Origin of the sequence: Tianweitania populi (genome assembly GCF_014652875.1) — a bacterium.
GTDB classification, from domain to species: Bacteria; Pseudomonadota; Alphaproteobacteria; order Rhizobiales; family Rhizobiaceae; genus Tianweitania; species Tianweitania populi.
In genome coordinates, this window is sequence record NZ_BMZQ01000001.1 from 1900027 (window position 1) to 1921531 (window position 21505).

A 21505-nucleotide genomic window follows, 5' to 3' on the forward strand; every position below is an offset into this window, starting at 1 on the left:
AGCCCGACATGAGCGAGAACGAACCCAAGCACGAGCCGAACACCAACGCGCCCGTTGAAGCACCGGCGGTGGTGCCGTCCACAGAAGCATCCGAACCGGCGAACGAAGCAGCGAATGCTGCCGCCGACGAAGCCGTAACCGAAGACGCAGCGCCTCAGGCAAAGCAGGAAACCGGTTCAACCGCGATCTTCGTGCGCCGGCCGGTTCTCGCTTTCGTGCTGAACGTGCTGATCGTGGTGGCCGGCCTCGCCGCCTTTTTCGGCATCGATGTGCGCGAGCTTCCCGATGTCGATCGCCCCGTCATTACCGTCAACACCAATTATACAGGTGCCGCCGCCGAAACCATCGATCGCGAAATCACCGCGATCGTGGAAGGCGGCATCGCCCGCGTGTCCGGCGTGAAGTCGATTTCCTCTTCTTCGTCCTTTGGCCGCAGCCGGGTGACGGTGGAGTTCAACGACGGCGTCGATCTCGATATCGCGGCCTCCGACATGCGCGATGCCGTCAGCCGTGTGGTCAACCAGCTGCCGGACGATCTGCAGGACCCGCCAACGGTGGTGAAGGCCGATGCCAACGCCGAAGCCGTGATCCGTCTCGCCGTCACCTCGCAAACCATGTCCATCGAAGACATGACGGTGCTGGTGGAAGACGAGATATCCGATACGCTGGCCGCCGTTCCAGGTGTGGCCGACGTGCAGATCAACGGCGACCGCGAAAAGATCTTCCGCATCGACATCGACCAGGCCAAGCTTGCATCGCTCGGCATGACGGTTGCCGATGTGTCGAGCGCGCTCAGCTCGATGGCCTTCGATGCGCCGGCCGGCGCTTTGTCCAGCAACGACCAGAACCTGATCGTGCGCGCTACCGCATCCCTGACCACGCCCGAAGCCTTCGAAGCCGTGCTCCTCAACGGCCGCACCCGCCTCGGCGATGTTGCCACCGTCACGCTCGGCCCTGACATTGGCCAGACGCAGCTGCGCGCCAACGGCCAGACCGGTGTTGGCCTCGGTATTATCCGCCAGGCCCAATCCAACACGCTCGACATCAGCGAAGGCGTTCACGCCGCGGTCGATCAGCTGAAAGAGACCCTGCCCGAAGGCATGGACATCTTCATCACCAGCGATGACGCAACCTTCGTTGAAGGCGCCATCCATGAGGTCGAGATCGCGCTCGGCATTTCGGCCACCGTGGTGCTGATCATCATCTTCGCCTTTTTGCTCGACATTCGCGCCACCATCATCCCGGCCGTCGCCCTGCCCGTGGCGCTGATCGGCACGGTGGCCGGCATTTATCTCGCCGGCTTCTCGCTCAACATCCTGACGCTGCTGGCGCTGGTTCTCGCCACCGGTCTTGTGGTCGATGACGCCATTGTGGTGCTGGAAAACATCGTGCGCCGCCGCAACATGGGCCTCGGGCCGCGTGCTGCCGCCGTGCTCGGCACGCAGGAAGTGTTCTTCGCCGTCATTGCCACCACGGCCACGCTGGTTGCCGTCTTCGTGCCGTTGTCCTTCCTGCCCGGCCAGACGGGTGGTCTGTTCCGCGAGTTCGGCTTTGTGCTGGCGCTGTCGGTAATCCTGTCGGCAGTGGTCGCTTTGTCGCTCTGTCCCATGCTCGCCTCGCGCATGCTGGGCGGCTATACCGAGCATGAACATACCGGCCTGCTCGGCCGCATCGGCGGTGGCTTGTCCGCCTTCTACCGCCGCACGCTCCATGCCGCCTTGAACGCCCCGCTGATCGCCATCATCGTGGCGCTGCTCGCTGCCGGCGCGGCGGGCGCCATGTTCGGCACCATTCGCTCAGAGCTGACGCCGACCGAAGACCGCTCGCAGGCCTTTATCCGGGTGCAGGCGCCGCAGGGCGTCAGCCTGGACTATATGGGCCAGCAGATGCGCGCGATCGAAGAGCGCCTCCAGCCCCTGCGCGACAATGGCGAAGTCCGTTCGATCTATTCGATTGCCGGCCAGGGCGGGAACTACAACAGCGGCTTCATGGTCATGTCGCTTGCTTCCTGGAGCGACCGCGAGCGCACGCAGCAGCAGATCCTGGATGATATCCAAAGCCGCATCCGCGATGTTTACGGCGTGCGCGCCTTCGCCTTCCAGCCAAACAGCCTGGGCATTCGCGGCGCCGGCAGCGGCCTGCAATTTGCCATCGTCGGCAACAACTATGCCGACCTGACCGCAGCCGCCGAATCCACCGTGCGCGACCTTGAAAACACGCCCGGCTTCCAGCAGCCACGTTTGTCCACCGAAGCCACGCAACCACAGCTCTTCGTATCCATCAACCGAGACCGCGCATCCGATCTGGGCATCGAGATCAATGGCCTCGCCGCCGCCATGCAGGCCATGCTGGACGGACGTGAGATCGGTTCGGTCTTCATCGAGGACCGCGCCTTCGACGTGAAGCTGGTGTCGTCAGCCAACCCCGTGAACGATCCGACCGATCTGGAAAACATCTTCCTGAAAGCGTCGGACGGCCGTTTCGTGCCGATGTCCACCATCGCCACGCTGGAAGAGCGTGCGGTGCCGCCGTCGCTGGCCCGCGAACAGCAGCTGCGCTCGGTCGCCATCACCTCCTCGCTGGCGCCGGAACTGGCGCTCGGCGATGCTTATACCCAGGTGCAGGAAATCGCCGGCAAGCACATGCCGGCCGGCAGTCGCATCGTGCCGCTGGCCGAAGCCGCAACGCTCGGCGAAACATCCAGCGGCATGCTGACCATCTTCGGCTTCGCGCTCGTGATCGTGCTTCTTGTGCTGGCGGCCCAGTTCGAAAGCTTCGTCAGCGCCATCATCATCATGATGACCGTGCCGCTTGGCCTCGCCTGCGCTGTGTTCGCGATGGTGCTGACCGGCACCAGCCTCAACGTTTACAGCCAGATCGGCCTTGTTCTGCTTGTCGGCATCATGGCCAAGAACGGCATCCTGATCGTGGAATTCGCCAACCAATTGCGTGATCGCGGTTTGCCCCTGCGCGAAGCGATCGAGGAAGCGTCGAACATCCGCTTGCGCCCGGTGATGATGACCATGCTCTGCACCATTGTCGGCGGCGTGCCGCTGGTGATGGCGTCGGGCGCGGGTGCCGAAGCGCGCATCGCACTTGGCTGGGTCATCGTCGGTGGCCTTGGTCTGTCTACGATCGCCACGCTTTACATCACGCCGGTTTCCTATCTTCTGCTCGGCCGCTTCGTAACGCCGAAGGTCGAGGAAGAAGCCAGGCTTGAACGTGAGCTGGAAGCCGCCAACAATCCACGTCCGGCACAGACCCGTCCGGCACCGGATGCTCATCCCGCCCCTGCCGAGTGAGGATCAACCGCGCATCGCTGTTATGCGCGGTTCATGCGGCACCCCCTGCCTCTTGACCGCGTGCCTCTTGACCGCATCTGCCGCGTGCAGCATGGACCTGTCATCAATGGTTTAGGAGCATGCCGCCGTGGCGAGCAAACGAATCTCCCTGGCAAATGCGCAGGCTCTTGTCGGCAAGGAAGTCGGCTTGGCGGAATGGCGCGAGGTTTCGCAGACCATGATCGACCAGTTCGCCGATGCGACTGACGATCACCAGTTCATCCACACCGATCCCACGCGCGCCGCCGCCGAAGGGCCTTATGGCGGCACCATCGCGCATGGCTTCCTCACCCTGTCGCTTCTGTCGGCTATGACCTATGAGGCCGTGCCGGCGCTGGAAGGCATGGTTGCCGGCGTCAATTTCGGCTTCGACAAGGTGCGCTTCATGTCGCCGGTCAAAACCGGCCAACGCATCCGCGCCCGCTTCATCCTCGACAAGCTGCGCGAGCGGCCATCCGGCATCGTCGAAATCAACTACGCGGTAACGATCGAGCTCGAAGGCAGCATCAAGCCGGCGCTGACCGCTTACTGGCTGACCCTGATGATGCCCGACCGCACGAAAGACCGCGCGTGAGCGCCTCCGAACAAGACGCTCGCTCATCCATGAAACGCTTCGACGGCCTGTCCGTGCTGATCACCGGCGCGACCGGCGGCTTCGGCCGTCGCGCTGCCGAGCGCTTTGCTGGAGAAGGCGCAAAACTCATCCTGTCCGACGTCAACCCGGAAGCCCTTCAAGCCTTTGCCGCGACCCTCGACTGCGAAACGGCCCTGCTTTCCGGCGACATCAGCCAGGAAAGCCTCTCCAAGGATTTGGTAAAGCTGGCCGTCGAGAAGTTCGGCCGCCTTGATGTCGCGCTGAACAATGCCGGCATCGCACAAAGCTACGTCAAGCTGCCCAACGTTCCTTCCGACGAAGCCCGCCGCATCCTGGAAATCGACCTGCTCGGCGTTTTTTTCGCCATGTCCTACCAGATCCCGCAGATGGAACGGCAGTTCCGCCGCACCGGCAAAGGTGGCGCGATCGTCAACGTCGCTTCCGTCGCCGGTGTCGCCGGCGCCCCTCGCCTGTCCGTTTATTCCGCCGCCAAACACGGCGTCGTCGGCCTGACCCGGTCGGCGGCCGCCGAATATGCCAGCAAGGGTGTGCGCGTGAATGCGGTCTGTCCGGCTTTTGCACGGACCAAGATGGCGATGGACATGCTCGGCATGTCGACTGCTGGAACCGACGCGGCAATAGCCGATCTGACGCGGGGCGTGCCAATGAAACGGCTGGCGGAAGTGGACGAGATCGTCGAGGTCTTCCTGTTCGCCGCCGACCCGAAAAACAGCTTCATGACCGGTCAGGCCATTGCGGCAGATGGCGGGATAACCGCCATTTGAGCCGAAAAAACCGGCTGAGAACGCCGGTTTTGTGCCGCCACTTGCCGGTTTTTGCCGGAATTTGTCCGGAAAATTCCCGCTAAACGCCCCTCGCGGCGTCGGAAAGATAGCTGAACGCGTAGTCCGCAAACGACCGCCAGCATTCCACCCGGAATGTGTCAGGCGCGGTCCGCAACAGCACGATCTCGATCTTGCCGAGCACCGTGCGCGAGCAGGCGCCGACCGGAAACGCCTGCAAGCCCAGATCCTGCGGGCAGCCTGCATTGATCACGTCAGCAGCTTTCTCGCCCGACACAATGATAGCGGCATTGCGGTGCGAGACGTCCACCGCGGAATGCAGGACAGAAACCCCGGCCAGATCGGCAATCGGATCACCCTCGCCGTCATCAATCACCAGCCACTCGTCCGGGCCCAGCCACAAGGCCGAGCGGCTGTTGGCAGTGACGGAAGTCTTTGGTTTCGACGGTAAATCCAGACCCAAAGCCAGCGAAAGCGGAGCCAAACCATCGGACCGCACCCGCAGTGAAACGCGTCGCGCAGGCTTGGCGGGTTGGAGGGAGACGCCGTTGATCGCCTCGCTGCGATGATCGAGCGCACCGCGCCGCTTAGCCGTGATCGCTACTGCCTCAACCATGGAGCCGCTCCCCTTTTTCATCGAAGAACAATGGCTTACACACTTCGACCTCGATCACGCTGTCGGGCATCGGCACGTACAACGTCTCGCCGATCCGGCTGAAGCCGCCTTCCACCAGACCCATGGCAATTGAACTGTTGCAGTTTTCCGACCAGTAGCTGGAGGTCACGAAGCCGATCATCTTCGTCGGCACCGGCTGCTTCGGATCGACCACGACCTGGGCGCCTTCTTCCAGCACGGTCTTCGGATCCTTAGTCTTGAGGCCGACCAGTTGGCGACGGCCTGGCGCTACGAGATCGGGACGGGTCAGACCGCGAATGCCGACAAAGTCGGTCTTCTTCTTGCCGATCGCCCAGTCCAGCCCGGCATCACCAGGTGTGACCGTGCCGTCCGTATCCTGGCCGACGATGATGTAGCCCTTTTCGGCGCGCAGCACATGCATGGCTTCGGTGCCGTAGGCGCAGGCGTCGTACTTCTTGCCTTCTTCCCAGATGGCTTCCCAAACGGCGCGTCCGTAATCGGCCGGCACGTTCACTTCGAAGCCGCGCTCGCCGGTGAACGACATCCGGAACAGCCGGGTCGGAACCCCGCCGCAGATCGTGCCTTCGCGCACCGACATATGCGGCATGGCGGCGTCTGAAATGTCGATATTGTCGACCAGTGATCGAAGGATGTCGCGGCTCTTCGGACCCTGAACGGCGATCACCGCCCATTGCTCGGTGATCGAGGTCAGCCAGACATCGAGATCAGGGAATTCGGTCTGTAGATAGTCTTCCATGTGGTGCATCACGCGCGGCGCACCGCCGGTCGTGGTGGTTACATGGAAGCGATCGGCGGACAGGCGGCCGACGACGCCATCATCATAGATGAAGCCGTCTTCGCGCAGCATGATGCCATAGCGGCAGCGGCCGTCTTCGAGCTTCGCCCACGGGTTGGTGTAAAGCAGCTCCATGAACTTGGCGGCGTCCGGGCCGACCACCTCGATCTTGCCGAGGGTGGAGGCGTCGAACAGGCCGGCTGATGTACGGACGGTTTTGCATTCGCGGTTCACCGCTGCATGCATGTCCTCGCCCTTGCGCGGATAACACCAGGCGCGCTTCCACTGCCCTACATCCTCGAACACCGCGCCCTGCTGTTCTTCCCAGCCATGCATCGGCGTGCGGCGTGTGGGATCGAACAGGTCGCCCTTGGCATGGTTGACGATCGCGCCAAAGGTCACCGGCGTATAAGGCGCGCGGAATGTGGTGAGGCCGACAGCAGGGATCGGCTTGTCCAGCACTTCGGCCGCGATCGCCAGGCCATGTAGGTTAGACGTCTTGCCCTGATCGGTTGCCATGCCGTTGGTGGTGAAGCGCTTCACATGCTCGATCGAGCGCATGCCTTCGCGCACGGCCTGGCGGATGTCCTTGGCCGTGACATCGTTCTGGAAATCAACGAACGCCTTGACGATCTGGTCCGGGCCGGACCCGGGAGCAGCACCCAACATGCCGCCACCCCAGGTCTCGCCCTTGTCGACCTTCGGCTTGGAAGCCGAAGTGGAGCGCACTGCCTTTTCGCCGGCGGCGAAGCCTTCATCAACGGTGGCTTGAAGGCTGTCGGCGCCATTGCAGGCGCCAACCGAAATGCAGTCCTGAGCGTAGGTGCCCGGCAGGAAGCGCTGCGTCGGCTCGTCAAAGGCGACCTTGCCGCGCGACTGCGAGAACAGGTGAACGGAGGGCGTCCAGCCCGACGACATCAGCAGCGCGTCGATTGCGACCTTGCGCTCTGGTCCCCCGGATTTCGCCTGCACCGTCATGGACGAGACGCGCAACCGGCCGTCCGTACCGACAACCGTGCGACCCTGATTGATCTCGATGCCAAGTGCGCGGGCTTCTTCCACCAGCGCGCTGGACGGGTTGTCTCTGATGTCGACGATTGCCGCGATGTTGACGCCGGCTCTCTTCAAATCGATCGCGGCAGGATATGCGGAATCGTTGGCGGTGAAGACGCCGACATTGCGCCCGACGGCCACCCCGTAATGGTTGAGATAGCTGCGCGCGGCCGAAGCCAGCATGATGCCCGGACGATCATTGTCGGCAAACACCATGTGCCGCTCGATGGCGCCGGTCGCGAGGATCACCTTCTTGGCGCGAACCTGCCACAGCCGTTCGCGAGGCGTGGTGAGGTCGGGATGCGCGAGATGTTCGGTGACGCGCTCCACCAGCCCGACCATGTTCTGCGCGTAATAGCCGAAGGCGGTGGTGCGGGTGAGCACGCGGACATTGTCGTGCGAAAGGAGCGACGCCCCCGCAGCCTGCGCCCAGGTCCAACCATCCTGCCCTTCGATGGACGCGCCAGTTTCATAGCGCAAAGCGCCGCCGATATCCGGCTGCTCGTCGCACAGGATGACCCGCTGACCCGAGTCGGCTGCGGCAATCGCTGCCGCCAGACCGGACGGACCAGCGCCGACGATCAGCACATCGCAATGCGCAAAGCGCTGCGCGTAAGTGTCGGGATCGGCCAAATCCGGCGCAACGCCGAGACCGGCTGCTTCACGAATGCGCGGCTCGTAAACCTTGGCCCAGGCGCCCTTCGGCCACATGAAGGTCTTGTAGTAGAAGCCGGCCGAGAACATCGGCGAACCGATATTGTTGACGGCACCCACGTCATAAGCGAGCGACGGCCAGCGGTTCTGCGATACGGCGGTCAGCCCGTCGTAAAGCTCCTGCACGGTGGCGCGCACATTCGGCGTCTTGCGGGCGGCGTCGCGATGGATTCCGACCAGCGCGTTCGGCTCTTCCGGACCGGCCGAAAGAAAGCCGCGCGGCCGGTGATATTTGAACGAGCGGCCAACGAGATGCACGCCGTTGGCGAGCAGCGCGGAAGCCAGCGTATCGCCCTGAACGCCGGCATAGGTCTGGCCGTCAAAGGTGAAGGCGAGCGTGGCCGCCGTGCCGAGGCGGCCCTTGTTCGGAATGCGATGCGTGGCTGTAACGGCCTTCTTGGTGGTGGTCGTCGCCATCACGCTTCTCCATCGGTGGATACGCGGTCGCGCGCCGGCGTTGCCACGTTCTGATCCGCCGGCGGGATGTTTTCCCAAGCGCTGTGTTCCGGCAGGGTCTTCATGACTTCCGCTGGCTCCGGTTGCGGCTCGCCGGCCTTGTAAACCCGCAGGAACTTGTCGGTGACGGAATCGCGCACGGCATTGAAGAAGCGGCCGCAGCCATGAATGTGCCGCCAGCGCTCATACACCAGCCCCTTCGGGTTGGTGCGGATAAAGAAGAAGCTCTCGAAGGCCTCGTCGCTTTCACCCGCGATGTTGGTAGAGCGTGCGATATGCGCCTCGCCGCCATTGCGGAATTCAATCTCCGGCCGCTCTTCCTGGCAATAAGGACAGTGGATCAACAGCATAACTCAGCTCTTCATGTCCGGTTCGATGTAGAGGCCAAGCGCTTTGATGAAGCGCATGGATTGACGTTCGCGCTTTCGCCGCCAGCCTTGAGATCCATATCCGCCTCGCTCCTTTTCCGGCTCGGCAGAAAGGTCCTCGCGATAGCCTTGGGTATTATGCATTGGATATTTCAACCCAAAGGTGGCGGCCCAAGGTCCGATGCCCAGATACACAATGAAGACAAAGGCGGAAAAGCCGAAGAAGCCGACTAAGCTCCAGCCGAACTCCCATCCCGTCGCTTGTTGAAGCTGCGCCGTGAGGATGGTGAGAACTATCGAAAGCGCGCCTGCCATGAAAAAGCGCCTATTGGTACGCCTCGTCATGTCGAACTAATGCGCAACAGCCGCAGCCGCAGCCTCGTCGATCAACCGGCCGGTGCGGAAGCGTTCCAGCGTGAACGGCGCGTTGATCGGATGCGGATTGTCGTTGGCGATCGTATGCGCAAAGACATGACCTGAACCAGGCGTTGCCTTGAAGCCGCCCGTGCCCCAGCCGCAATTGACGTAAAGGCCCGGCACCGGCGTCTTGGCCAGGATCGGCGAGCGATCCGGCGTCACATCCACGATGCCGCCCCATGAGCGCAGCATCTTCATGCGCGTAAACATCGGGAACATCTCGCAGATCGCATCCAGCGTGTGGTTGATGATGTGCAAGCCGCCGGTCTGCGAATAGGAAATATACTGGTCGGTGCCCGCGCCGATCACCAGCTCGCCCTTGTCGGACTGCGAAATATAGGCGTGCACGGTGTTGGACATGACCACGCAGGGGAAGCAAGGCTTCACCGGCTCGGATACCAGCGCCTGCAAAGGATAGCTTTCCAGTGGCATGCGCACGCCGGCCATTTCCATCAGCACCGACGTATGACCGGCCGCAACCACGCCGATCTTCTTGGCGCCGATAAAGCCCTTCGACGTATCAACGCCAATGACGTGGCCGTTGGACGAGCGGCGCACCGCCGTCACTTCACAATTCTGGATGATGTCGACACCCCGCGCCGACGCCGCACGCGCATAACCCCAAGCCACAGCATCGTGACGCGCCGTACCGCCACGGCGCTGCAAGGCGGCGCCGACGATCGGATAGCGGGCCTGCTTCGACAGGTTGAGCGGCGGGCAGAATTCCTTGGCTTCTTCCGGGGTCAGCCATTCATTGTCGATGCCGTTCAGCCGATTGGCATGGATGTGGCGCTTGAACACCTGCACATCGTGCACATTGTGCGCCAGCATCATGACGCCGCGCGGGCTGTACATGACGTTGTAGTTGAGGTCCTGGCTGAGCCCGTCCCAGAGCTTCAGCGCGTGGTCGTAAAGACCGGCGCTTTCGTCATAGAGGTAGTTGGAACGTATGATCGTGGTGTTGCGGCCGGTATTGCCGCCGCCAAGCCAGCCCTTTTCAAGCACGGCGATATTGGTGATGCCATGCTCCTTGGCGAGGTAGTAGGCCGTCGCCAATCCGTGGCCGCCCGCGCCGATGATGATGACATCATAGTCCTTGCGAGGTTCCGGCGAGGTCCATTGCTGGTCCCAGCCTTTATGGCCACGCATTGCCTCGCGCGCGATCGCAAAGACCGAATATTTCCGCATGGCCAAGCCTCGAACAAACCTGATGGAGCGTCAACGACCAGTTCTTGCAGAGCTTTGTGTCGCCGCCGCCGCTTCCCTAGCACTAATGAAAAGCCGCTTCCATCTGTGCTCTGAATGCGACGGGTTTAGCCGCTTTGCGTCTTCCTGACACGCATGCGAAACCGAGCATGAAGCAAAAGCGACGTAACGGAAAGCAGATGGACAAAAGGCCGTTCTGCTGGTACTGACAGACACATCGCGGGCAGGTTCTGCTGCGATGGCATGGCCCGTTGCCGCAAGCGGGCTGCTTTTCATTGAAACCCTTTGAACCGGTGGAAGCCCGTGCAGGTCCTCGTTCGCGACAACAATGTTGATCAGGCGCTGCGCGCGCTCAAGAAGAAGCTGCAGCGCGAAGGCGTCTTTCGCGAGATGAAGATGCGCGACCACTTCGAAAAGCCTTCGGAAAAGCGCGTCCGTGAGAAGGCCGAAGCCGTCCGCCGGGCTCGCAAACTGGCTCGCAAGCTGGCGCAGCGTGAAGGTCTGATTGCGGCGCCGAAGCCGGCTGCTACGGCACGTCCTGCCGCACGCTGAGTGCGCGATACGCTTTTCGCCTAGATTTGGTCTCTTTTTTGAGGCTTTAGCGTTAAATGGCGCGGGCGTAATCGCCGTGACGCCATTTTCGTTTGCCTCGAGCGGTCCTTTCGTAAGACTAACGGCACGCTCTTTGATTCGGATGCGCGCCTGGCCGCGTGTTTTGTGGGGACCAACTCCGATGCGCTATTCCGCCGTGCCCGCCCGCCAGCTGCGTTCCGCAATGCTGGCCGCAACCGTTCTGCCGGTGCTGGGGCTTGCTGCCTGTCAGTCGACCGGCCCGATGGGCGAAGTGGCAAGCATCCAGACCGCGCAGGGTTCGAGCGAAAACATTTCTTCGCTAACCTCGGTGATCGACCGCAATCCGCGCGATCCCGAAGCCTACAATGTGCGTGGCTCCGCTTACGGCCGTGCCGGCGATTATCGCCGCGCCATCAAGGATTTCGACCAGGCGCTCGCGCTCAACCCGAACTTCTACCAGGCCTATGCCAACCGCGCGCTGATCAACCGCTATCTCGGCCAGCAGCCGCAGGCGATTGCCGACTACAACAAGTCGCTTCAGATCAACAGCAACTATGCCGCCGCCTATATCGGTCGCGGCGACGTGTATCGCCTGGCCGGCAACAGCCAGCAGGCGTTGCAGGATTACGAACGCGCAATCCAGATGAACACGACGGATCCGCGCGCTTATGCCGGACGCGGCCTCGTGTACCAGACAACGGGCCAGCACAGCCAAGCCATCGAGGATTTCGCCACCACCATCTCGCTCGCACCCGACCAGCCCAACGGCTACAACGGCCGCGGCCTGTCCTATCTGGCGCTCGGTGACGACGACAACGCCTTTGCCGACTTCAACGTCGCCATCAAGCTCAATGACGGCGTGGCGGAAAGCTGGACCAATCAGGGTCTGGTCTACGAAAAGCGCGGCGACAAGGCTCGCGCCGCCAAATCCTATGCCCGCGCGGCTCAGCTCGATCCGAACTACAAGCCGGCAGTGAACGGCCTTTCGCGCACCCGCAGCGGCGGTGCTTGATCCAAGCGCCTGCCCTTCGAACGGACTCGGGTCACGGGTGTTGAGGTTTGTAACACCTTGTGACCTTCCGTCGCTCATCCCAGGCGGAACAACCTGGCTGGTGCGGGATTGTTGGGACTTCTTCCGTTTGTAGGAGTTCCTTATCATGAAATCAGTTATTGCCTTCGCCGCCCTTGCCGCCGGTCTTTCTGCCGCGCCCGCCGCTTTCGCAAACGAGCGTGTTCAGCTCGGCGTTCTCAGCTGCGATATTCAGGGTGGCACGAGCTTCATCGTCGGCTCGAACAAATCCGTCGATTGCGAATACACGCCGGCGCGCGGCGGCTCGGTGCAGCGCTACAGCGGCATGATTTCGAAGCTCGGCGTCGATCTCGGCATGACGCAGGGCGGCAATCTTCATTGGGCAGTGTTCGGCGTGAACTACAATGTCGGTGACGGCGAGTTGGCCGGCAACTATTACGGCGCGAATGCTGAAGCGAGCATCGTTGTGGGCGCAGGCGCAAACCTGCTGACCGGCGGACCGCGTACCAGCTTCACGCTGCAGCCGCTCAGCGTTCAGGCACAGACCGGCCTTAATGCCGCTGTTGCCGTTTCGGGCCTGGAACTCACCTACTCCTACAAATAAGGCTTTCGCCTTCTCGTATAAAAAAGGCCGGCATCACTGCCGGCCTTTTTTGTTGTCTCAGTGGTCCATCGCCTTGACGATGTCTTCGGTCATCTTCTTGGCGTCGCCCAAGAGCATCATCGTGCCGTCCTTATAGAACAGCGTATTATCGATGCCGGCATAACCGGAGCCGAGTGAGCGCTTCACGAAGAGGCAGGTGCGGGCCTTATCGACGTCAAGGATCGGCATGCCGTAGATCGGCGAGGACTTGTCGTCGCGCGCCGACGGGTTGGTCACGTCGTTAGCGCCGATCACATAGGCCACATCGGCCTGCGCAAATTCCGAGTTGATGTCTTCGAGTTCGAAGACCTCGTCATAAGGCACGTTGGCTTCGGCAAGCAGCACGTTCATGTGGCCGGGCATACGGCCGGCAACCGGATGGATCGCGTATTTGACCTCGACGCCGTTGGCCTTGAGCTTATCGGCCAGTTCGCGAAGCGCGTGCTGCGCCTGCGCCACCGCCATGCCGTAGCCCGGCACGATGATGACCTTCGAGGCATTGGCCATGAGATAAGCGGCATCGTCGGCCGAGCCGAGCTTCACGTTGCGCTCGATCCCATCATCGGCAGCGGCAGCCGTTTCGCCGCCGAAGCCGCCGAGAATGACGGAGATGAAGGAGCGGTTCATGCCCTTGCACATGATGTAGGACAGGATCGCACCCGACGAGCCAACCAGCGCGCCAGTGATGATCAGCGCGAGATTGCCCAGCGTAAAGCCGAGTGCAGCCGCCGCCCAACCCGAATAGGAGTTGAGCATCGACACCACGACCGGCATGTCCGCGCCGCCGATCGGGACGATCAGCAAGACGCCGAGTGCCAGCGAGGCGATGACGATCAGCCAGAAGACCGCATAGCTCTGCGTGGTCACCAGCAGGATGATGAGCAGCACCAAAGCTGCAGCCAGCGCGATGTTCACCGCATGGCGTGCCGGCAGCAGGATCGGCTTGCCGGACATGCGCCCGTCGAGCTTCAGGTAAGCGATAACCGAGCCGGTGAAGGTGATGGCGCCGATGGCAACGCCGAGGCTCATTTCCACCAGCGCCTGGCCGTGGATGTCGCCGACCGTGCCAATGCCGAAGCTCTCCGGCGCATACATGGCTGCGGCCGCAACCATCACGGCGGCCAAGCCAACCAGGCTGTGGAAGGCCGCGACGAGCTGCGGCATGGATGTCATGGCGATGCGGCGAGCGGTGACCGCGCCGATGCCGCCGCCGATGGCGAGACCGAGCACGATCAGGCCGAAGCCGCCAAGGCTCGGGCGCGCCAGAGCGAGCGTCGTGACGATCGCGATCGCCATGCCGATCATGCCGTAGATATTGCCCTGCCGGCTGGTGGTCGGATGCGACAGGCCACGCAGCGCCATGATGAACAGGACGCCGGAAACGAGATAAAGGAAGGAAGCGACGTTGATGCTCATGAACTAGCGCTCCTTCTTCTTGTACATCGCCAGCATGCGCTGCGTGACAAGGAAGCCGCCGAAGATGTTCACGGAAGCGAGGATCAAGGCAATGAAGCCGAAGCCGGTCGCCAGACCGGAAGCCGAGATGCCGACCGCCAGAAGCGCACCCACCACGATCACCGATGAGATCGCGTTGGTCACGGCCATCAGCGGCGTGTGCAACGCCGGCGTCACCGACCAGACGACGTAATAGCCGACAAAGATCGCCAGCACGAAGATCGCCAAACGGAACACGAAAGGATCGATCACCCCGCCCGATGCGGCATGAACGGCCTGCGCGACATTGTCGTTATGCGCGAGCGCCAGATGAAGGTTGGTGATTGCCGCGTCGACGCGATCAAGTGCGTCCTGAACTGCTGTGTTTTCCATCACGCTGCTCCTTCCGGCTTGCCGGGCTGCTCGCCACCAACCGCAGCGGCCTCTTCCGGCGCCGCGTCGAGGCCAGGCTCGGTGCTGACCGCTTCTGCAGGTGCGGTCGGCGCAGCCACAGGTGCTGCCGATGCGAAATTGGGGTGAATGACCGCGCCGCCATGGGTCAGCAACGTCGCCTTCACCAACTCGTCGTCCGGATTGACCACGATCGTCTTTGAGGTCTTGTCGACCATCGATTCCAGGAAGGCGTAGAGGTTGCGCGCGTAAAGCAGCGAGGCGGAAGCCGCGATGCGACCGGCAACATTGGTGTGGCCAACGATCGTGACGCCGTTTTCAAGCGTGATCACGGCATCCGCCACGGCGCCTTCGACATTGCCGCCGCGTTCAACCGCGAGATCGACAAGGACCGAGCCGGGCTTCATCGCTGCGACCATCGCCGCCGAGACCAGCTTCGGCGCAGGCCGGCCGGGGATCAGCGCCGTCGTGATGACGATGTCCTGCTTGGCAATGTGCTCGGCAACAAGCGCTGACTGCTTGTCCTGATATGCTTTGGACATTTCCTTGGCATAGCCGCCCGCCGTTTCGGCGGCCTTGAACTCTTCATCCTCGACAGCCACGAACTTGGCGCCGAGCGAAGCAACCTGTTCCTTGGCAGCGGGGCGCACGTCAGTGGCGGTGACAATGGCGCCCATGCGACGCGCGGTGGCAATCGCCTGCAAGCCTGCAACGCCCGCACCCATCACGAACACCTTGGCGGCGGGCACGGTGCCTGCCGCCGTCATCATCATCGGTAGCGCGCGGTCGTAAACTGCTGCGGCATCAACCACGGCCTGATAACCGGCAAGATTTGCCTGGCTGGACAGCACGTCCATGACCTGAGCGCGGGTGATGCGCGGCATGAACTCCATGGCGAAAGCAGAGATGCCCGCGGACCCCATGGCCTCGACTTCGGCCTGCTTGCCATAGGGATCCATGGTCGCAATGACGAGCGCGCCCGACTTGTAACCGCGGATCTCGTCCGCGGAGGGGCGACGAACCTTGAGCACGACGTCAGCGCTTGAGGCATCGGCGACACCGCCGATCGTTGCGCCCGCTTTGGTGAACTCGCTGTCTGGAATACGGGAATTAAGCCCGGCACCGCTTTCCACCACGACATCAAGCCCAAGCGCCTTCATGCGCTTGACCGTGTCGGGTGAGGCCGCAACACGCGGCTCCGCCGGATCAATCTCTTTCGGAATAAAGACGGTCTGAGCCAACAGCGCGCCCCTTTCGCCGTTGATGTTTCAGGAAGGAAGCGGCTTCAGCCTAGGCTCAAGCCGTTCAAGCGGAGCGCAGGAAGAACGTCCCGCCGGCGCAGATGATGGCGAACAGGATGATGGAGGAAATGAACCCGCCTCCCATGAAGAAGCCAAAAGCCATCGCGATCATCAGAGCAACAAGCACGAGCGTGCCGTACTTGGTCAGCGCAAGAAAACCTTCATAGGTTTTCTCATGCTCGGAATAATCCATCTCGGCGCCCATTTCGAGCGGCCCGCTTGGCGTCTGATCAGCCATGTTTACCCCCACAAGCAAGATTGTTCTCGCACATAGCGAAACTCCGAGATCAGGGCAATGGCGCACTTGTCGCGGCGGAAGGCCTGATAAGAGATCAGCCCGGAGAACGCCTTATCCGCCAAGCTGCGGAAAGAGGCCGACCAGTCCGATAATGATCAGGTACAGCGCGACGATATAGTTGAGCAGGCGGGGCATGATCAGGATCAGCACGCCGGCAATCAGCGAAATCAGCGGCGTCAGCGTCAGGGCAGTCAGGGTCATGAGAATCTCCTTGGTTCGCTTGGGAACGACCGGTGGCGCCGAAGGTTCAAAGAACCCCATGCACCCGCGCATGATAGATCAACAGGATCGTCTTGGCGTCGCGAATGCGGCCATCGGCAATCGCAGCCAGGGCGTCATCGAAGCCCATTTCCACGACCTCGATGTCCTCGCCCTCATCCACCAGCCCGCCGCCAAGGCTGGGACGTGACGCAGGATCATATTCCGCCAGAAACAGATGCAGCCGTTCGGTCACGGAACCGGGGCTTGAAAAGCAGTCGGTGATGCTCTGCGGCTCTCCAATCGCATATCCGGTTTCCTCGGCGACTTCGTGCCGGATCGCGTCGGCCGGATCGCGGTCATCGAGAAGGCCCGCAGGGACTTCCAGCATCATGCCATCAGCCACACCATTCAAGTAGGCCGGCAGCCGGAACTGCCGCGTCAGGATGATGCTGCGCCGTTCCTTGTTGTAAAGCAGAATGCCCGCGCCGCTGCCGCGGTCGAAGACTTCGCGCTTCTGTTGCTGCCATGTGCCGTCGGAGCGACGCACATCGATCGTGTAGTTGCGCAGCGTGTACCAGTTGTCCGAAAGGACCTGGACATCGCGGATCGCAACGTCGCCCTGCTCGTCGGAGCGAGGCTCAACCAAGGGGTTGTGTTTCGGCGGCTTGGTCAAGATCCCTCGCATTCCGGCAACAAAAGCTGGGCGGGCAATGCCAGCGCATGAAACAGACGCTCGATGATTCCCCTGCCCGCGTCTACCGGCATATCACCAAAGGTCAGGCGGCTGGCCGGTAATATTTCGCGGTCGGCAGGATCGTCAGCGGCGCCAGCTCACCCGGCCCCGGCCGCGCAAACAACATCCGCCGCTCCGCCGCCGTTGAGCGGAAGAAGGGGAACCGGCGCAGGGTGTTTTCCATGTTCTCCGAGGTCCGGGACTGGAACAAATGCACTGGCATCATCAGTCCGGGATATGTACGCGGCGGCAATGCCTGGCTGGCATTGAAAATCCGTTTGTAGAAGGCCGCATGCTCCTCCTTGATGGCGGTCAGGCAATATGTCGGGTCGAAGTAGCTGCAAGCGACAACGGCAAGACGCAAAGTGAGGTAGGGCAGGACCCGATGCTGCTTGGAGACATAAAGATCGGCTGCGAACCGACTTGGATCGACGAAGGTTTCTCCAGCTTCCAGCCTCGGCCTTAGCGCATCACCGAAAACCGTCATGCTTGGAGACCGCGGCTGCTCTGCGCTCACATGGTGCAAGCGGATCGTGCTGACGAGCGCGCCGTCGATAAACACGCCGAAGCGATATGAATTTGCCAGGTCGTCATACTCGTCAACGACCATCTTGGATGGATTTGGCCCGACCATCCCGGTTGCCAAATATGAATCATAGCGAAGCCGGTAGATGGCTTCAATGTCCTCGCCTGTTTCACAGCGTCGATATTCAACTTGGTCGAGAAGAGCGATGACGCTCTTTGTAAAAGTATCAGGCTCGGCGATAGTCCGAACCTGTTCTACGCCGGGCTGCTGTGCTGCGGCCCCGCTGCCTTCAATTCCCATAATGGCCCCCGTCTGCCTGGGGGCGACGTTACCGCGCCGGGCACATCAGTAAAGCTGAAAATTCGACCTATCATGTTTACCCTTTGTTAACCTTATCCTTTCTCTTGTGCATATCGGTAGCAGGCCTCTCGGCGGCCGCATGTAGGCCTATCAAGTTTGCCGAGCGAGTCGTCAGACGTGAGAAGCCAATCGTGAGCGGCGCGATTTTGCAGCGCGCAACTTTTTACCGAACGGCCACATAGTGGAGGCGATTGTATCGACGCCGGTCGCCGTCAATACAGCCCCGAAGAGGAAGCCCTGCAACAAGTCCGGCTCGACAGTGTCAGACAGAATGCGCAGCTGCTCGATGGTCTCAACGCCTTCTACGGTCACCTGCAAACCGAGAGACCGAGACAGGTTGACGATCCCCTTGAGCAGCGTCAGCGACTTTTCATCGCCTGCCAGATCCATGATGAAGCTGCGGTCGATCTTGATCTTGTCCAGCGGCAGCGTGTGCAAGTAGCTGAGGCTGGAATAGCCTGTGCCGAAGTCATCCAAAGCAATTCGGACACCCAGTGCCTTGAGATCCTCAAGATAGTGGCGGCTCTGCGACTTGTCGTCTAGCAGCGCTGTTTCGGTGACTTCAATCTCCAGGCGGCTCGGTTCAAGACCGGAACTCTCCAAAGCCAGCCTGACCTGTTCGACAATATCTCCGTCGCGCAGATCTTTCGCCGACAGGTTGACGGAAACGCTGATCGGCTGCGGCCAAGCAAGGCATTCACGACACGCCGTGTTCAGCACGAAGATGCTGATGTCGGAGATGATGCCCATCTCCTCCGCAAGCGGGATAAACACCGCTGGCGAAATGGGCCCAAGTTCGGGGTGATCCCAGCGGCAAAGGGCTTCGCACCCATCGATGCGCATGGACGTCAGACCCACGATCGGCTGATACACAACGCGCAATTTGCCCATGTCGACAGCGCTACGCAGATCCGCCTTCATGACCTGCCGATTGCGAAATGCATCATCCATGGCGGTTTCGAACAAACGCCACCCGTTCTTGCCTTGCTCTTTAGCCTTGTAAAGCGCCAGGTCCGCCTTCACGAACATACTGTCGACGTCGGTTCGTTGAACCTGCGAGATGACGGCACCCGCACTGACCTGCATCCGCAAGTTGTGGCCGGCCACGTCCACGTCTCCGGACACGCTTCGAAAGATGTCGTCCAGCTGCGACACAAACTCGTCTTCGTTCTTCACCTGATCGAAAAACAAAACAAACTCATCGCCCCCGAAACGGCTGACTTTCACCTCGTCAGAAGAAAAGGCGCTCAGCTTGCTTGCCATCGCGTAGATCAACCCATCGCCGATCGGATGACCCAACGTGTCATTGACGCTCTTGAAGTCGTCGAGATCGACCACGACGAGGCCGCACAAACGGCTTCGGTCACCGACGGCCATATGTCCTGTCACCACTTCATGGAAGTAGGCGCGATTGGGAAGCCCCGTCAGGCCATCATACCGCGCCATGAATCGAACACGCTCTTCGGCATCGATCCTCGCGGTTACATCCTCGAACGTGATGACGCCGAGATCGTTCGACCCTTCTCGCGCAGAGAATTCAACATGCTGACCATTAGCGAAACTCACGAGCAGCTTGCGGTCGCGCTGGTCTCTCAGAGCACGTCCCAACTGGCTTTCCACGTAAACGCAGTCTTTCGCCTCCATCAGTCCTGCCGCAACGCTGCGCATGAGCAGGGAATGCAGGCTGCGGCCGATCATGCGATCGGCCGACTGCATTTGTAGCATGCCCGCTGCTTCCGCATTGGCCACAACCACGACATTGGCCGAGTTCACCATGACCAAGCCGTGCGACATCGTATTCAGTGCACGATCGAAGCGCTGGGCGATCTGCTTCGCTTGCTTGTGCCCGGTGACTGCGGAGAAGAGGACGTAGCGGACTTGGTCAGCAGTCCCCTTCAGGACGAAGAGGAACGGAAAGATCAGGAGACCGAGAACGATATTCGGGAGATCACCTCGAAGGATCAGACTGAGTGAGATCGGCGATACGATGGTGATCCCGAAGATTGCTACCATGCTGCGGGAGCCGTAGTTCCGGCCTGACACGGTGACCAGCGAGCTCAGCGTTACCGCAAGAGCCGCGATTTCCGAGAAGGCATCCGGAACGAGGTAGATTGCCGTGAAGCAATATCCGCCGAGTGCCAATCCCTGCAAAGACCCCAGCAGAATATAGTTCCGCTCGCATGCCTTGGCGCTTTCATAATCAACGATCAAGGAAAGTCGAACGACCCGAGACATGCTGAGGAAGCGACCAAGACCCAGTCCAGCCAGGATGATCGTCAGCCAGAGGTAGACCGGCTCCCCCGTTGTCCGAAAAGACATGAAGGTCATGATCGCATGGCAAAACGCCCCGATCAGGATCATGTGCACGTTGTCGTACAATGACCGGATGAATTGGACGTAGACGTCCTTCGGTATTGTGTCGGGCTTCGCGCTGCTCATTGCCTGGTGCCGGTCAGTGCCTGTCTATCGCATATGCCGCCTTAAGAAAGGTTTAGACCTTCCTGATTGAAGCCGTTGATATTGACAGATAATGCCAGCCTGAATGGCGGCGATGTCAAGCGGGGAGCAGGCGCCTGAGACTTGCAACTCTCTCCTTATCCCTTCGCCGCACTTTTAAGCCTGACACAACTCTGCTAGTGCGCGGGATGCCTGTGGAATGCTGGTTGTTGCGCCGTGCATGGGGTCGAGCATACAGTCGGGTCGGCGCGTGGTGGGATGATGCGCCGTCGTGGGAGGAGGTTCTGCATGAAAGCTTTGCTCGCTTTTGCGAGGGCAGTTGATCGCGTCAACGAGATGATCGGCAAGATCTTTGCCTGGGCGATCCTTGCGGCGATCCTGGTCAGCGCCGGCAATGCCGTTGTGCGCAAGACCTTCAACGTGTCGTCCAATGCCTGGCTGGAACTGCAATGGTACCTGTTCGGCGCCGCTTTCCTTCTGGCCGCTGCTTATACGCTGAAGCAGAACGAGCATATCCGCGTCGACATCGTTTACGGCATGTGGTCGCGCCGCACGCAGCATTGGATCGACCTGTTCGGGCATGTGTTCTTTCTCATGCCGTTCGTGCTGCTGATGATCTATTATTTCTGGCCCTACTTCCTCCTGTCCTACCGCAATGGCGAGACCTCATCGAGCGCCGGCGGGTTGCTGATCTGGCCGGCCAAGTCGCTGCTTCTGATCGGCTTCGTGATGCTGGGGCTGCAGGGCATTTCCGAAATCATCAAGAAGATCGGCGTGATGCGCGGCTTGATCGAGGATCCCAATCCCTTTGTGTCGGCCCATGAAGCGGCCGAACTCGAAGGCCAGGCCATCGCGGAGGACATCCGCAAATGATGGCTTTGATTGCCGAGAACATGGCGCCGATCATGTTCGTGTCACTGATCTTCTTCCTGATCCTGGGATACCCCGTCGCCTTCTCGCTCGCCGCGAACGGTTTGCTGTTCTTCGTGATCGGCGTTGAACTGGCGCCGGTGTCGGGCGGCAATATCAACCTGTCCTGGCCGCTGCTTTACGCTCTGCCCGATCGCTTCTGGGGGACGCTCGCCAACGAAACATTGTTGGCGATCCCGTTCTTTACCTTCATGGGCATCGTGCTTGAAAAAAGCGGCATGG

The 21505-nt window shown here is 61.1% G+C and carries 20 protein-coding genes and 1 pseudogene; 8 read left to right on the top strand and 13 right to left on the bottom strand.

All coding sequences use genetic code 11. The features are described 5' to 3' along the window. Window positions 1–8 precede the first annotated feature (8 nt). The 3 genes from IE166_RS09210 to IE166_RS09220 all read left to right on the top strand — a co-directional run bounded on the left by IE166_RS09210 (window position 9) and on the right by IE166_RS09220 (window position 4721). Window positions 9–3302, top strand: coding sequence for an efflux RND transporter permease subunit (locus IE166_RS09210; RefSeq protein ID WP_189503325.1), 3294 nt, complete (start codon window positions 9–11; stop codon window positions 3300–3302). Window positions 3303–3429: 127 nt separating this feature from the next. Continuing rightward, window positions 3430–3915 carry a MaoC family dehydratase gene (locus IE166_RS09215; protein ID WP_189503125.1) on the top strand — a complete coding sequence of 162 codons (486 nt, stop codon included), beginning with the start codon at window positions 3430–3432 and terminating at the stop codon, window positions 3913–3915. A gap of 29 nt (window positions 3916–3944) precedes the next feature. Then, window positions 3945–4721 (top strand): SDR family NAD(P)-dependent oxidoreductase, encoded by a 777-nt coding sequence (locus IE166_RS09220; RefSeq protein WP_189503126.1) that lies wholly within the window; start codon window positions 3945–3947, stop codon window positions 4719–4721. A gap of 79 nt (window positions 4722–4800) precedes the next feature. On the opposite strand, the gene IE166_RS09225 is transcribed toward IE166_RS09220, so the two are convergent. From IE166_RS09225 to IE166_RS09245, 5 genes are read right to left on the bottom strand one after another with little or no spacing between them, the layout of a single operon-like run. Continuing rightward, window positions 4801–5355, bottom strand: coding sequence for a sarcosine oxidase subunit gamma (locus tag IE166_RS09225; RefSeq protein WP_189503127.1), 555 nt, complete (start codon window positions 5353–5355; stop codon window positions 4801–4803). Then, the gene (locus IE166_RS09230) at window positions 5348–8356 is read right to left on the bottom strand and encodes a sarcosine oxidase subunit alpha (protein WP_189503128.1); all 3009 of its coding nucleotides are present in this window, start codon (window positions 8354–8356) and stop codon (window positions 5348–5350) included. Before IE166_RS09230 ends, IE166_RS09225 begins: the two co-directional genes overlap by 8 nt. Beyond that, the gene (locus IE166_RS09235; protein WP_189503129.1) at window positions 8356–8745 is read right to left on the bottom strand and encodes a sarcosine oxidase subunit delta; all 390 of its coding nucleotides are present in this window, start codon (window positions 8743–8745) and stop codon (window positions 8356–8358) included. Before IE166_RS09235 ends, IE166_RS09230 begins: the two co-directional genes overlap by 1 nt. A gap of 3 nt (window positions 8746–8748) precedes the next feature. Then, complete coding sequence (locus IE166_RS09240; RefSeq protein ID WP_189503130.1) at window positions 8749–9078, bottom strand: hypothetical protein; 330 nt, start codon at window positions 9076–9078, stop codon at window positions 8749–8751. Window positions 9079–9114: 36 nt separating this feature from the next. Beyond that, window positions 9115–10368, bottom strand: coding sequence for a sarcosine oxidase subunit beta (locus IE166_RS09245; RefSeq protein ID WP_189503131.1), 1254 nt, complete (start codon window positions 10366–10368; stop codon window positions 9115–9117). Window positions 10369–10689: 321 nt separating this feature from the next. On the opposite strand from IE166_RS09245, the gene rpsU reads away from it, so the two are divergent. From rpsU to IE166_RS09260, 3 genes are all read left to right on the top strand, one after another. Further along, entirely contained in the window at window positions 10690–10938 is a 249-nt protein-coding gene (rpsU, locus tag IE166_RS09250; RefSeq protein ID WP_189503132.1) for a 30S ribosomal protein S21, read from the top strand. A gap of 181 nt (window positions 10939–11119) precedes the next feature. Then, complete coding sequence (locus tag IE166_RS09255) at window positions 11120–11971, top strand: tetratricopeptide repeat protein (RefSeq protein ID WP_189503133.1); 852 nt, start codon at window positions 11120–11122, stop codon at window positions 11969–11971. 145 nt (window positions 11972–12116) lie between these two features. Continuing rightward, complete coding sequence (locus IE166_RS09260) at window positions 12117–12593, top strand: DUF992 domain-containing protein (protein WP_189503134.1); 477 nt, start codon at window positions 12117–12119, stop codon at window positions 12591–12593. A gap of 57 nt (window positions 12594–12650) precedes the next feature. Here IE166_RS09260 and IE166_RS09265 read toward each other — a convergent pair whose 3' ends face one another. From IE166_RS09265 to IE166_RS09300, 8 genes and pseudogenes are all read right to left on the bottom strand, one after another. Then, window positions 12651–14048 (bottom strand): NAD(P)(+) transhydrogenase (Re/Si-specific) subunit beta, encoded by a 1398-nt coding sequence (locus IE166_RS09265; RefSeq protein ID WP_189503135.1) that lies wholly within the window; start codon window positions 14046–14048, stop codon window positions 12651–12653. 3 nt (window positions 14049–14051) lie between these two features. Next, a pseudogene (locus IE166_RS09270) lies at window positions 14052–14369 on the bottom strand (proton-translocating transhydrogenase family protein); the annotation flags it as partial. A gap of 89 nt (window positions 14370–14458) precedes the next feature. Next, window positions 14459–15718, bottom strand: a complete 1260-nt coding sequence (locus IE166_RS09275; protein WP_189503137.1) for a Re/Si-specific NAD(P)(+) transhydrogenase subunit alpha — start codon at window positions 15716–15718, stop codon at window positions 14459–14461. A gap of 64 nt (window positions 15719–15782) precedes the next feature. Then, the gene (locus IE166_RS09280) at window positions 15783–16016 is read right to left on the bottom strand and encodes an aa3-type cytochrome c oxidase subunit IV (RefSeq protein ID WP_189503138.1); all 234 of its coding nucleotides are present in this window, start codon (window positions 16014–16016) and stop codon (window positions 15783–15785) included. A gap of 111 nt (window positions 16017–16127) precedes the next feature. Next, a complete protein-coding gene (locus IE166_RS09285; RefSeq protein WP_189503139.1) occupies window positions 16128–16277 on the bottom strand; it encodes a DUF3096 domain-containing protein in 150 nt (49 codons plus the stop codon). 46 nt (window positions 16278–16323) lie between these two features. Beyond that, window positions 16324–16923, bottom strand: a complete 600-nt coding sequence (locus IE166_RS09290) for an NUDIX domain-containing protein (RefSeq protein ID WP_244641378.1) — start codon at window positions 16921–16923, stop codon at window positions 16324–16326. Window positions 16924–17053: 130 nt separating this feature from the next. After that, window positions 17054–17836, bottom strand: coding sequence for an N-acyl amino acid synthase FeeM domain-containing protein (locus IE166_RS09295; RefSeq protein WP_244641379.1), 783 nt, complete (start codon window positions 17834–17836; stop codon window positions 17054–17056). A gap of 171 nt (window positions 17837–18007) precedes the next feature. Beyond that, window positions 18008–20335, bottom strand: coding sequence for a putative bifunctional diguanylate cyclase/phosphodiesterase (locus tag IE166_RS09300; RefSeq protein ID WP_189503141.1), 2328 nt, complete (start codon window positions 20333–20335; stop codon window positions 18008–18010). Window positions 20336–20641: 306 nt separating this feature from the next. Here IE166_RS09300 and IE166_RS09305 point away from each other — a divergent pair, with 306 nt between their 5' ends. Together IE166_RS09305 and IE166_RS09310 are read left to right on the top strand one after the other, a co-directional pair. Continuing rightward, window positions 20642–21226, top strand: coding sequence for a TRAP transporter small permease subunit (locus tag IE166_RS09305; RefSeq protein ID WP_189503142.1), 585 nt, complete (start codon window positions 20642–20644; stop codon window positions 21224–21226). After that, window positions 21223–21505, top strand: a 283-nt coding sequence (locus tag IE166_RS09310; RefSeq protein WP_189503143.1) for a TRAP transporter large permease subunit, incomplete at its 3' end; no start/stop codon positions are given. The genes IE166_RS09305 and IE166_RS09310, both read left to right, overlap by 4 nt.